General features: G+C 40.9%; 8 protein-coding genes and 1 other RNA gene. 6 read left to right on the forward strand and 3 right to left on the reverse strand.

Features of this window, described 5'->3' with window-relative positions; translation table 11 throughout:
* The first annotated feature begins 100 nt into the window (after positions 1–100).
* The 3 genes from AC570I_RS16510 to AC570I_RS16520 all read left to right on the forward strand — a co-directional run bounded on the left by AC570I_RS16510 (position 101) and on the right by AC570I_RS16520 (position 3,405).
* Entirely contained in the window at positions 101–1,213 is a 1,113-nt protein-coding gene (locus tag AC570I_RS16510) for a formylglycine-generating enzyme family protein (protein ID WP_497406350.1), read from the forward strand.
* A 240-nt stretch (positions 1,214–1,453) separates the two neighbouring features.
* Positions 1,454–2,737 carry a sugar MFS transporter gene (locus AC570I_RS16515; protein ID WP_497406351.1) on the forward strand — a complete coding sequence of 428 codons (1,284 nt, stop codon included), beginning with the start codon at positions 1,454–1,456 and terminating at the stop codon, positions 2,735–2,737.
* Between the two features lie 161 nt (positions 2,738–2,898).
* Positions 2,899–3,405, forward strand: coding sequence for a D-glycero-alpha-D-manno-heptose-1,7-bisphosphate 7-phosphatase (locus tag AC570I_RS16520; protein ID WP_497406352.1), 507 nt, complete (start codon positions 2,899–2,901; stop codon positions 3,403–3,405).
* A gap of 136 nt (positions 3,406–3,541) precedes the next feature.
* Here AC570I_RS16520 and fsa read toward each other — a convergent pair whose 3' ends face one another.
* On the reverse strand, positions 3,542–4,201 hold the full coding sequence (fsa, locus tag AC570I_RS16525) for a fructose-6-phosphate aldolase (RefSeq protein WP_047800559.1): 660 nt from the start codon (positions 4,199–4,201) through the stop codon (positions 3,542–3,544).
* A gap of 86 nt (positions 4,202–4,287) precedes the next feature.
* Positions 4,288–4,387, reverse strand: an RNA gene (gene ffs / locus AC570I_RS16530) — signal recognition particle sRNA small type.
* Positions 4,388–4,811: 424 nt separating this feature from the next.
* Here ffs and gltB point away from each other — a divergent pair.
* The 3 genes from gltB (at position 4,812) to AC570I_RS16545 (ending at position 12,003) form a co-directional block, all read left to right on the forward strand.
* The gene (gene gltB, locus AC570I_RS16535; protein ID WP_497406353.1) at positions 4,812–9,311 is read left to right on the forward strand and encodes a glutamate synthase large subunit; all 4,500 of its coding nucleotides are present in this window, start codon (positions 4,812–4,814) and stop codon (positions 9,309–9,311) included.
* Positions 9,312–9,314: 3 nt separating this feature from the next.
* On the forward strand, positions 9,315–10,781 hold the full coding sequence (locus AC570I_RS16540) for a glutamate synthase subunit beta (protein WP_497406354.1): 1,467 nt from the start codon (positions 9,315–9,317) through the stop codon (positions 10,779–10,781).
* A gap of 130 nt (positions 10,782–10,911) precedes the next feature.
* On the forward strand, positions 10,912–12,003 hold the full coding sequence (locus AC570I_RS16545) for a metallophosphoesterase (RefSeq protein ID WP_497406355.1): 1,092 nt from the start codon (positions 10,912–10,914) through the stop codon (positions 12,001–12,003).
* On the opposite strand, the gene AC570I_RS16550 is transcribed toward AC570I_RS16545, so the two are convergent.
* Complete coding sequence (locus AC570I_RS16550) at positions 11,996–13,144, reverse strand: sensor histidine kinase (RefSeq protein ID WP_497406356.1); 1,149 nt, start codon at positions 13,142–13,144, stop codon at positions 11,996–11,998. The genes AC570I_RS16545 and AC570I_RS16550 overlap by 8 nt on opposite strands.
* Positions 13,145–13,257 lie beyond the last annotated feature (113 nt).

Consider the following 13,257-nt stretch of genomic DNA (forward strand, 5'->3'; position numbering starts at 1 on the left):
AATGCTAAGTGTATTGATTTATAAGGGGATTAATTATTTGTGCTGGCTTTTTTAAAGTTATTTGATAATTTTAGCAACCTGAAATAGTCAATATTAAACTATGATTAAATTAAAAATACCAATATATATATCCTTAGTTGCTGTTGTTGTATCTTGTTCGAACAGGAAAAACGGTGAAGAAGTGAAGCGTAAGCAAGATTCTTTAGCGTCGTGTGAAAAAAATCTGCCTGCCAGGTTTGGTTCGGTTCGGGATACATCAAGCTTTGCCAGTAACAAAGTAAGCCATGAAGGTATGGTGTTAATTCCGGGGGGAGCGTTCACGATGGGGGCTTCAGATAAAGAAGGTAGAGATGATGAGTATCCGAAACATGAGGTTAAACTGAATTCATTTTGGATTGATGCAACAGAAGTGACCAATGCGGATTTCAAGCGCTTTGTGGATGGCACGGGCTATGTGACCACTGCGGAGAAGAAACCAGACTGGAAGGAAATGAAAAAGCAATTGCCACCGGGCACACCTAAACCGGCAGACAGTGTTTTTGTTGCGGCCTCTCTGGTATTTCATCAGCCGAAAGCCATTACCAGTTTAAACGATGCATCGCAATGGTGGAGTTGGGTGAAGGGAGCAGACTGGAAACATCCACACGGACCGAAAAGCAGCATTAAGGGAAAAGAAAACTATCCCGTGGTACACATTTCGTGGGATGATGCGATGGCTTACTGCCGTTGGGCGGGGAAACGCCTGCCTACGGAAGCTGAATGGGAGTATGCAGCGCGTGGGGGACTGAAAAATAATCTTTATCCCTGGGGAAACGAAGATATTGAAAAAGGAAAGGCTAAGGCCAATACCTGGCAGGGGAATTTTCCAATCACCAATACGGATTGGGATAAGTTTATTGGTCTTGCTGCTGTAAAACAGTTTGCTGCAAACGGCTATGGCTTATATGATATGGCTGGTAATGTTTGGGAATGGTGCAGTGATTGGTATCGTCCGGATTACTATGCTTCTTTAAAAGGCTTGGCTAAAAATCCGCAGGGTCCGAAAGACAGCTACGACCCTATGGAACCTACTGTTCCAAAAAAAGTTGTGCGCGGGGGATCATTCATGTGCAATGCATCTTATTGTAAAGGTTATCGGGTAACCTCCAGGATGAAGACATCTATCGATACAGGTTTGGAACATACCGGTTTCAGATGTGTCAGCACCGAATAATTTATTTAATAGATTACCAATTTCCTCGGGCATTCACTTTTAGTATGGTAGGTAGGTGTTTGAGTTGATGTTTTGATATTGTTTACGTGATATTTTCATTTAGATGCTTTTTTTATCGCTAAAAGCGCAGAATTTGGAGCTTAATTCTGTTAAATTAAAAATTAAACACACGTTTGCGTAATAAATTCTTAAAATATTTTTATAGTTTGGTGCTTTCAAATCAATCAAACCAAACGTTTTATGGCAATTACTGCGAATCAGGATCGAAAAGGTCCGAACCCTCTCGTTATTATCTGTGCGCTCTTCTTTATTTTTGGCTTTGTTACCTGGGCTAACGGAACGCTGATTCCTTTTTTTAAGTTATCATTTGGCCTATCTAACCTGCAGGCATTCTTTGTAACGTTCGCATCGTATATGGCTTACTTTTTTCTGGCGCTTCCATCCTCATGGATACTTAAAAAAGTGGGTTTTAAAAACGGCATAGTATTAGGCCTTGTTATTTTGGGTTTAGGTTCTCTGATATTTATTCCTGCTGCCCAAACCCGGACTTTTGGTTTGTTTTTGACAGGGATTTTTGTTCAGGGGGCAGCACTTGCTTTACTACAGACTGCCTCAAATCCTTATCTGGCGATTATTGGCCCGATAGAAAGTGCGGCAAAAAGGATTAGTATTGCCGGGATTTGCAATAAGGTGGCCGGGATGATTGTTCCGCTGGTGATGGGCAGTCTGTTTCTTAAAAACGCTTCAGAGGTTGAAAAACAAATTCAAAGCACAACAGGCATAGTTCATGAACAATTATTAAATGATGTTTTGGGTCGTGTAAATATGCCTTACATTGTTTTGGCTATTGTTTTCTGTCTTTTTGCGCTCTTTGTAAAGTTCACCAGCTTACCAGAAGTGGAAGTAAAAGAAGATATTATTGATGAAAGCAAAGGGGCTGTAGTAACACATACCAGCATATTTCAGTTTCCGCATCTTTTTCTGGGGGCATTTTGCATTTTTGTGTATGTTGGAGCAGAAGTCATGGCGGGTGATATCATTGGTATCTACGGACGTGAATTGGGCATTAGTACTGAGATAAGCGGAAAGCTAACATCTATCACGCTGTTTAGTATGCTTATTGGTTATATTATCGGTATTGTTACGATTCCCAAATACATCTCACAACAAAAAGCCCTGCGGATTTGTGCCATTCTGGGTATAGTCTTTACGGTTTTATCCTTTGCCATTTCAAGCTGGTTTGCTGTAATTTTTGTCGCCCTGCTTGGACTTGCCAACTCATTAATGTGGCCTGCGATATTTCCACTGGGTATTAGTCACCTGGGGAAATTTACTAAGATTGGTTCGGCCATTATGGTGATGGGGATTGCTGGAGGCGCTTTAATGCCACTTTTGTATGCGTTTTTAAATGAAAAGCTACACGTTCATTTTCAGCTGGCTTACCTATTAACGGTGTTGCCATGCTACCTATATATCTTATATTTTGCAATTAAAGGGCACAAGGTAGCATTGATTTCAAAATAACCGTTTCCTTAACGATAAGACATCAGGCGCTACAATATTGTAGCGCCTTCACTATTTCCTTATTTCGCTTGTTTTCTTTTGCCAGTAATTTTCGCTTATTTTGGCGAATAATCCGAAGGGGTGTTAATGGTGTCATTTTACCTCATTCGTTTTTCGTATTTATGAATAAAGCTATTTTCCTTGATCGTGACGGCGTGCTGAATCACGAAATTTATGACTATATCTGTCGTGTTGAAGATTTTAAAATTTTAGATTATCAGATTCCTGTTTTGAAGCGGTTTTTTGATGAGGGCTATTTATTAATTGTGATCACCAATCAAGGGGGGATTGCTTTAAAACGCTATTCTGAACAAGAACTGGCGATCATGCATCAGATGCTCAGAAATGCCTTTGTAGCTAAGGGTGCTGACATTGCCGGGTTTTACTATTGCCCGCATCATCCAACAGTGGGAGGAGAATGTAAATGTCGTAAGCCAGCCTCTGGAATGATTTTAGATGCGATTGATATGTACGATATTGATCCTGAGCAGTCTGTGATGATCGGCGATAAGCCAAGAGATGTAGAAGCAGCAAATGGGGCAGGAGTGAAGGGTATTCTAATTGAGCCTGATGAACAGATTGTATATGAAAAGGTGAAGGAAGTGCTCGAAGGAGAGAAAAATTTTTAGCGGATTGCGCGAAATCTAAAAGATTATTCTATATCACAAAAAAGGGTTTTAAATTAAGGGTAGTCAATACGCTTAATTTAAAACCCTTTAATCTAAATTCTACTAATGATTGAATGTGAAACTCAGTCATTTAATTCTATTTTCCAGCTGCTTTAGCATGATCTGCTAAGAAAGTTGCTAAACCACTATCAGTTAAGGGGTGTTTTAATAAACCCACAATTGCAGCTAAAGGAGCAGTAATCACATCAGCACCTAATTTTGCACAATTTACAATGTGCAGCGGGCCACGGATCGAAGCGGCTAAAATTTGGGTTTCGTATCCGTAGTTATCGAAAATCGTTCTGATATCCTCAATTAAAACCAAGCCATCGCTCGATATATCATCTAAACGGCCTAAGAATGGAGATACATAAGTAGCACCTGCCTTAGCTGCTAACAATGCCTGCCCTGCTGAGAAAATTAATGTACAGTTGGTTTTGATCCCTTTTGAAGAGAAATATTTAATGGCTTTAACACCATCTTTAATCATCGGAACCTTAACTACGATTTTCGGGTTTAAAGCAGCTAATGCTTCACCTTCTTTGATGATTTCGTCGAAAGTTGTAGAAATTACTTCTGCACTTACATTATCTTCAACGATATCGCAGATTGCTTTATAGTGATTAATAACATTTTCGTCGCCTGTAATGCCTTCCTTAGCCATTAAGCTTGGGTTAGTGGTTACACCGTCTAAAATGCCAAGATCGTGCGCCTCTTTGATTTGATCAAGATTTGCTGTGTCGATAAAAAATTTCATGTTTATAAATTCTTAAATATTTGAGTTTCGATGATTGAACCCTGAAGAATTTAATTCCCCCTTCAGGGGATTAAGGGAAAAGAAAAAAAGGGCAAGCACCTTCTATCGCACCGCTACAACCTTCTACCCTTGCTATGTTCCCATCCTGGGGGAGTTCAAAGGGAGCTGGTCGTAAAAGACTTGCCCGGCACAAAGGTAGAAAAAGATGTTGTTCTGCAAAACCCATTTATTGTATTTTTCGATAATTATGGCTATCTTGTTGATACCTAAATTAATAAAATTTATCGGCGCTGATCGCAAATCCTTTCAAACTGGCAGTAACGACGGGTTTTTTGCTTAATGAGTATTTATTTGTGAATTTAATTTTTGTAAATAAAGAAATTAATAAAACGGTTTAGTTAGAAATTGATCGAAAATACACTGATTTTTGTAGGATATTATCATTATGATTATTGTAAATTTAAAAGTTATTATTTGCTTAATTTTTAATTATGAGATCAAAAATTGTTTAAAAACTAAAAGTTTTCCAAAAATTATAGCAACTCTGTAATTTAATAATCGTTTTTTGTATCTTAGTGTTTCCTATACACTAACAACTAACGAGCAAAGAATGGAACCAAACAGTGGATTGTACGATGCGCAATTTGAACACGATGCCTGCGGCATTGGGTTTGTTGCGCATGTGAAAGGGCGAAAATCGCATCAAATCATCTCCGATGCACTTACTATTTTAGAAAACCTAGATCATAGAGGGGCATGTGGAGCAGAACCAAATACAGGTGACGGTGCCGGTATTATGATTCAGTTACCTCACGAATTTTTTTATGATGAATGTTTAAAAGCTGGCTTTAGCCTACCTGAAACCAACAATTATGGTGTGGGTCAGCTGTTTATGCCAAAAGACATCCGGTCGAGAGAAGAGTGCAGAGAGCTGATTTACCGTGCTGCAGAGAAATTAGGGCTTGAAATACTTGGATTCAGAAAGGTTGACGTAGATACCACTGACATTGGCAACATGGCACTTTCTGTAGAGCCTGAAATTGAGCAGGTATTTATTGCGCGTCCGTATGCGATTAATCCGGGTGCAGACTTCGAGCGTAAACTTTATATTTTTAAAAATTATCTGATTAAGTTAATTACCAATACCGTTCATGGTGGTAAAGACTTTTATATTGTGTCGTTATCGGCACAAACCATCATATATAAAGGTCAGTTAACTTCTTTACAGGTTCGTACATATTTCCGCGACTTAAGTGATAAACGTGTGGTATCAGCATTAGGACTGATTCACTCGCGTTTTGCTACCAATACCTTTCCTTCGTGGAGACTGGCTCAGCCGTTCCGCTTTATTGCGCACAACGGGGAAATCAATACCCTGCAAGGTAATTTGAACTGGTTTAGAGCTGGCGTAAAATCATTGGCATCTTCTTATTTTACACCGGAAGAACTGGATATGCTTTTACCGGTAATCGATGAAACCAATTCTGATTCAGGCTGTCTGGATAACGTAATTGAACTGTTGTTTCATGCAGGAAGAACCCTGCCTCATGTATTGATGATGCTGGTGCCTGAAGCCTGGGATGGCAATGAAGATATGGATCCGGTTAAGCGTGCGTTTTACGAATTTCACGCTACCTTGATGGAACCATGGGATGGGCCGGCTGCAATTGCCTTTACCGATGGCAAGCTGATTGGTGCAACATTGGATCGTAACGGTTTACGTCCTTCGCGTTATGCCATTACCTCTGATGACAGGGTAATTATGGGTTCTGAAGCGGGTGCTTTGGCAATTGATCAAAGTACTGTTATTGAGAAAGGGCGTTTAACTCCGGGTAAAATGTTTGTCGTAGACATGGAGCAGGGAAGGATTATTAGCGATGAAGAAATCAAAACCCAGGTTTGTAGCAAAAGCCCTTATGCAGACTGGATTAATCAATATCAGATCCGCCTGGAGGAATTGCCTGATCCACGTGTAATGTTTACCGGTTTATCGGAAGAATCTATATTTAAATATCAACAGGTTTTTGGTTACAGCAGGGAAGATGTTGATTTGTTGCTTAAGCCGATGGCGATCGACGCTAAAGAGCCAATCGGTTCGATGGGTACGGATACGCCTCTTGCGGTTTTATCTAAACGCCCTCAGCATTTATCCAATTATTTCAAACAGCTGTTTGCACAGGTAACCAATCCACCTATCGATCCTATTCGTGAGAAGGTGGTGATGAGTCTGGCAAGTTTTATGGGAAGTAACGGGAATTTGCTCGACGAAAATCCAAAACAGGCGCACTGCGTAGCCATAAAACATCCGATATTAACCAATCAGGAATTAGAAAAACTAAGGAGTATTGATACAGGTGTATTCCAGGCGAAAACCTTACAGACTTATTTTAGGGCTGACGGAAAACCTGGTGCAATGGCTAAAGCTTTAGATCGTTTGTGTCGTTATGCGGTAGATGCCGTGGAAGATGGCTTTCAGGTTATTGTGCTTACAGACAGGGCTATTGATTCGGAGCATGCCGGAATGCCATCATTGCTTGCCGTTTCTGCTGTTCACCATCACCTGATCCGTAAAGGTTATCGTGGTGCTGTAGGTATTGTGGTTGAAGCTGGCGATATCTGGGAAGTGCATCATTTTGCAACCCTATTGGGATTTGGTGTTACAGCCATTAATCCATATCTGGCTTTGGAAACGATTAATGGATTCCAGAAAGAGTCAGGCTTATCAGCAGAGAAACTAACGAAAAATTATATTTATGCTGTAAATAATGGCTTGCTGAAAATATTCTCTAAAATGGGAATTTCAACGTTGCAGTCTTACCAGGGTGCACAGATTTTTGAGATTTTAGGTCTGAATAAGAAAGTTGTTGATACTTATTTTACTGGTGCTGTTTCCCGTATTGGTGGATTAGGACTGGATGAAATTGCGAAAGAAACATTAATTAAACATCACCGTAGCTTCGGGCCGATTACACAGACAGAAAATCTGTTGCCGGCAGGGGGGACCTACAAATACCGCCGTCGTGGAGAGGCACACCTGTTTAACCCGCAAACTATTCACCTGTTGCAAAATGCAACACGTAAAAACGATTATAATATTTTTAAACAATACTCCAAACTGGTAAATGAGCAAACACAGCAAGCTTATACCATCCGTGGATTATTTGATTTCAATTATTGTCGCCCTTCTGTATCCCTGCAGGAAGTAGAATCAGCCGAATCAATTTTGAAGCGCTTTGCTACAGGAGCGATGTCATTCGGATCGATTTCTCATGAGGCACACTCAACGCTGGCAATTGCAATGAACCGTATTGGTGGAAAAAGCAACACCGGCGAAGGTGGCGAAGATGAAATGCGTTATACCAAAATGGCTAACGGCGACAGCATGCGTTCGGCCATTAAACAAGTTGCATCAGCACGTTTTGGTGTAACCAGCTACTATTTAACGAATGCAGATGAACTTCAGATTAAGATGGCTCAGGGTGCTAAGCCAGGAGAAGGCGGGCAATTACCGGGAGACAAAGTGGATGACTGGATTGCAAAAGTTCGTCATTCTACGCCTGGTGTAGGTTTAATTTCGCCGCCACCGCACCATGATATTTATTCAATTGAAGATTTAGCTCAATTGATATATGACTTAAAAAATGCTAACCGTGCTGCACGAATCAATGTTAAACTGGTTTCTAAGGCGGGTGTTGGAACGATTGCCGCAGGTGTTGCAAAAGCTCATGCTGATGTAATTCTGGTTTCAGGCTTTGATGGTGGAACAGGAGCTTCTCCTCTTACCTCCATACAACACGCGGGTTTACCCTGGGAGCTTGGTTTGGCTGAGGCTCACCAGACATTGGTCAAAAATAAATTACGTAACCGTATTGTGCTCCAAACTGACGGTCAGTTGAAAACGGGCAGGGATATCGCTATTGCGGCTCTATTAGGTGCTGAAGAATGGGGTGTTGCTACGGCAGCTCTGGTTACGGCAGGTTGTATCATGATGCGTAAATGCCATTTGAATACTTGTCCGGTTGGCGTTGCAACACAGGATCCTGAATTGCGGAAATTATTTAGCGGTGATGCGGACCATGTTGTGAATTTATTTCACTTCCTGGCAGAAGAGCTACGTGAAATTATGGCTGAACTTGGTTTCAAAACAATTAATGAAATGATTGGTCAGGCTGATATTTTGAAAGTGCGGGAATTACCTGATGAAGACTGGAAGTTGAAATTCCTGGATTTATCGGCTATTTTGTACAAAGCTGAAAATAATGGTTTACCATTGTATAATACTGAACAACAGGATCATGGTTTGGCAAATGTTTTAGACCATCAGTTGATTGCAGCAGCGAAGCCTGCCATTACGAATAATGAACCTGTTTTCGCAAGCTTTAAGGTTATCAATACCGACCGTTCACTGGGTACCATGTTATCTAATGAAATTTCAAAAGTGCATTTAGGCGCAGGTTTGCCGCCTGATACCATCAACTTCAAGTTTGTAGGTTCGGCAGGGCAAAGTTTCGGGGCATTTAATACCCGTGGCGTTACCTTATCTCTAGAGGGTGAGGCGAATGACTACGTTGGTAAAGGTTTATCGGGAGCGCGCCTGGCCATTTATCCTTTTAGCAATTCTACATTTGTTCCTGAACAGAATATTATTATTGGTAACGTTGCTCTATATGGCGCAACATCAGGAGAATTATTTGCCCGCGGAAAGGCTGGAGAACGCTTTGCCGTACGAAATTCTGGTGCAACGGCTGTAGTTGAAGGTGTAGGGGACCACGGCTGTGAATACATGACTGGAGGTGAGGTACTGATACTTGGTGATACCGGAAGCAACTTTGCTGCCGGAATGAGTGGTGGTGTAGCCTGGATATACGACCCAAATACCACATTTGCACGCAGATGTAACAAAGAGATGGTAGATCTTGATCCATTACAGACGGAAGATGAGGAGCGCATTTTAGCATTGCTAAAAACCCATATTCGTTTAACAGACAGTAAGGTAGCTGAATTTATCTTAAGTGACTGGAAAACACAGTCTAATCATTTTGTTAAAGTATTCCCTAAAGAATACAAAGCGGTATTAAGTAAAAGAGCATCACAAGTTAAAACTCACTAGGTTATGGGAAAAGTAACAGGATTTCAAGAATACGATAGAGTTGCGCCCACCAGAGAAGCGGTTGCAACACGTGTAAAACATTATGGCGAGTTCCTGAACGAACTGCCATCAGAAGAATTAAACAGACAAGCTGCCCGTTGTATGGATTGCGGCGTTCCATTTTGTCAATCAGGTTGCCCGCTGGGCAACGTGATCCCGGAATTTAACGAAGCTGTTTACCAGGCAAAATGGGAACTCGCTGCAAATATATTATTGAGTACCAATAATTTCCCTGAATTTACGGGTAGGATTTGTCCGGCGCCATGCGAGTCGGCCTGTGTATTAGGCATTAACCGCCCTCCGGTATCAATTGAGGAAATTGAAAAGCATATCATAGAAATTGCGTTTGAAAAAGGGTATATCAAAGCAAAAGCACCTTTAATCAGAACTGGTAAGAAGGTGGCTGTTATTGGATCTGGCCCTGCCGGATTGGCTGCTGCAGCTCAGTTAAATAAAGTTGGGCATGAGGTAACTGTTTTTGAGCGTGATGATGTTCCGGGTGGATTATTGAGATATGGCATTCCCGATTTTAAATTGCAAAAAAATGTGGTAGATCGCCGCATTGATTTGATGAAAGAAGAAGGTATTATTTTTAAGTGTAATGCCAATGTTGGTGAAAATATCGAAATCAGTACCGTACTTCGCGATTACAATGCTGTGGTACTCGCCGGAGGATCTACCATCCCGCGTGATTTGCCGATTCCCGGTCGTGAAGCTAAAGGTGTCCACTTTGCAATGGATTTTCTGAAGCAGCAAAATAAACGGGTTGCAAATCGGGGAATTGTTGCAGAAGAGATTTTAGCCAATGGTAAGAATGTAATTGTTATTGGTGGTGGCGATACAGGCTCTGACTGTATTGGTACTTCAAACCGCCAGGGAGCTAAATCGGTTACGCAATTCGAAATTATGCCAATGCCACCTCAGTTACGCAATGCAAATATGCCGTGGCCTACTTACCCGATGCTTTTGAAAAATACTTCTTCGCATGAGGAAGGTGCTCAAAGAGCCTGGTCGGTAAATACGAAAAACTTTATTGCTGATGAAAACGGAAATCTGAAAGCTTTAAAAGTTGTCGATGTGGAATGGGAAATTGATGCTGCCGGACGCCCTGTTTCATTTAAGGAAGTGGCCGGAACAGAAAGAGATCTTCCTTGCGAACTGGTTTTTCTTGCAATGGGATTTCTGCATCCGCAAAAAGAAGGATTGATAGAGAAGTTAGGTGTTGAACTTGACAACAGGGGTAATGTAAAAGCATCAGAGCATACCTACCAAACCAATATTGCCAAAATTTTCGCCGCAGGCGATGTTAGACGTGGTCAATCGCTAGTGGTGTGGGCTATTTCGGAAGGCAGGGAAGCCGCGCGTAAGGTAGATGAATATTTGATGGGGGTAACTAAACTGGCATCAAGAGATGCAGTAGCTTACGCTTAAGATAGTTTATAGTTCTATAGTTCAAGGTCGCGACTCAGGTTGCGACCTTTTTTCATTTATAGTTTAGCCATGCTTTGTACAAATCCTGGTATGACCCAGATTGCAACATAAAGTTTAACATAAAAAGCAAATGCGCAAATTTTTACAACGTTTAATGGGCGACTGGGTAATTCGAATGTCGAACAGATTCGGCTCACGGCCTGATGCTGCACGCATCCATGATGCTTTAACAAAGCTTTTCAATACCATACAGGAAGAACCCGGTAAGCGTGGTTTGATTTTGGAAATGACCCGGGAAAACAAGTATATTATCTTTTCCGATCAGCATAAAGGCGCAAGGGATTTTGCCGATGATTTCTCTTTGTCGGAAAAAAATTATTTATCCGCTTTGAAACACTACAATGCCGCGGGCTTTCATTACGTTAATCTGGGCGATAGTGAAGAGCTTTGGGAAAACTTGATGGAATCGGTTATCAAGCATAATAAAGAGACATTTGAGCATGAAAAATGGTTTATTAACCGGAATGCCTTTACCAAAATATTTGGTAACCATGACCTGTATTGGGATAATGATCCCCTGGCCGGATTCAATTTAAACCGGATTTATGGCAAAAAAATCTCGGTATACGAAGGCCTGATTTTGAAAAGCCAGATAGGGGATAACATACTTTGCATTTTTCTTACACACGGACATCAGGGGGATTTACAGAGTGATGGGAACTGGTTCAGTAAATGGTTTGTGAGTACCATATGGGCTCCATTACAATCATACCTTCAGATTAATCCAAATACACCAGCTTATGATAATCAGTTAAAAACTGTTCACAATAATTTGATGTACAGCTGGCAGGCTGCGCAACATCATACTGCACTCATCACCGGACACACCCATCAACCCGTGTTCGCCTCGCTCACTCATCTGGAAAGGATTTATCTTAAACTGAAGGCAGCCACAACAGACAACGATCAGGCATCTATAAGGGCATTAAATGAGGAGTTGAAAAAACGTGTGAAAGAAGGGGATAAGGCGCCCGAATTTAAAGCTTACAGTCCCGGATACTTTAATAGCGGCTGTTGCTGTTTCAGTGACGGTGACATCACGGGAATTGAAATTGAATCAGGATTGATCCGCCTGATTAAGTGGTCGTTTCATAAAACCGGGTCTCAGGAACGGATATTACTTGAAGAAATGAAGCTGGAAGATTTAATGGAAGCTACTTAACCGGTAGCTCCACAAAGAATGTAGTACCCTGGTTTTTTCCCAGGCTTTCTGCCCAAAGTTTTCCCTTGTGCATCTCCACATACATTTTCGCAGCAATAAGGCCCAAACCATTTGAGGGCTCACCATTTGTTGGCTTTGTGCTGAGGGGAGCAAATTTAATGAAGAGGTGTTCCAGGTCTTCTTCAGAAAGGCCCTGTCCCTGATCGGCTATGGCTATTGTAATCAGGTTTTCGGTTCGTTCGCCTGTAATCGTAACGGTGGTATGTTGACGGGAGAATTTGATTGAATTATCCAGCAAATGAAAGAATAGGTGACTTAATTTATTGGGGTCTCCAAAAATCTCCATTTGGTTTTCAATGTCAACTACTATGGTTTGATTTTTGTTTTCAGCCGCTAACCTGAGGTTATTGATCGCAAGTGCAAGGATTTCTCTGATGTCAATTTTTAACTTTTGAGGCTTGTAGGAACCCTTTACCTTTTTTGCACCAGTTAGAATTTCATTTAGATTCTGCAGCATTCTTTTCGACTGCAGATTAATTTTTTCGGCAATAATACCTGCTCTCTCACTGATTTCGGGGATTCTACCTAAAAGTTCAGACTGGAGTGAAATCGTTGTCATCGGATTCTTTAAATCGTGAATTAATACATGCAAACGATCATCCTGAGCAGTCATGGTTTTTCTAACAGACATCCTGGTCTCGAGTTGATTGATCACCATTTCGGCGAGTTTTCTCAACATCTCAAGCTGACGGAGAGTTGTTGTTATTTCATTTTCTCCATAAAGGACAATAAAACCCATATGGTAACCTTCGGGAGATGTGAGGGCTTGGGTTATGAAAAACTGATTAGTTAAAGTTTGGTTCGGTAAAGCGTTGCTTTCATTTGCATTTGCGAGAGAAAACAATTCCATGATTTGATCAGCTGGCAATGGGAATCCGAATACCGACTTTAAAAATACCTCTCGTTCGCCAGCAAATCCAATAAAGGCATTAGGAACGTTGAATACCCCGGCAGACAGATTTACAATATGATCAAAAAAATGTTCTGCTGGGCTATCTATTATATCGTAATCATTTAATTTCTGCAAACGTAATTCTTCTTGGCTGGGAGCATTGTTAACTGAAGTATGATTGATATCCATTATAATTGACTACTGATTGATAGTGGCTTTAAAGGTAAAATAATATCATTAAATCACTAAATAATATAAACAATTAAGTAGTAAATTTAGTTAGTATACTATTGCAATTTGTT

This window comes from Pedobacter sp. A2324 (assembly GCF_059693705.1).

What these genes read in the sequence shown, in the direction of transcription:
- AC570I_RS16510 (WP_497406350.1), top strand. Translation starts at nt 101, where the DNA reads ATGATTAAATTAAAAATACCAATATATATATCCTTAGTTGCTGTTGTT.
- AC570I_RS16515 (WP_497406351.1), top strand. Translation starts at nt 1,454, where the DNA reads ATGGCAATTACTGCGAATCAGGATCGAAAAGGTCCGAACCCTCTCGTT.
- AC570I_RS16520 (WP_497406352.1), top strand. Translation starts at nt 2,899, where the DNA reads ATGAATAAAGCTATTTTCCTTGATCGTGACGGCGTGCTGAATCACGAA.
- fsa (WP_047800559.1), bottom strand. Translation starts at nt 4,201, where the DNA reads ATGAAATTTTTTATCGACACAGCAAATCTTGATCAAATCAAAGAGGCG.
- gltB (WP_497406353.1), top strand. Translation starts at nt 4,812, where the DNA reads ATGGAACCAAACAGTGGATTGTACGATGCGCAATTTGAACACGATGCC.
- AC570I_RS16540 (WP_497406354.1), top strand. Translation starts at nt 9,315, where the DNA reads ATGGGAAAAGTAACAGGATTTCAAGAATACGATAGAGTTGCGCCCACC.
- AC570I_RS16545 (WP_497406355.1), top strand. Translation starts at nt 10,912, where the DNA reads ATGCGCAAATTTTTACAACGTTTAATGGGCGACTGGGTAATTCGAATG.
- AC570I_RS16550 (WP_497406356.1), bottom strand. Translation starts at nt 13,144, where the DNA reads ATGGATATCAATCATACTTCAGTTAACAATGCTCCCAGCCAAGAAGAA.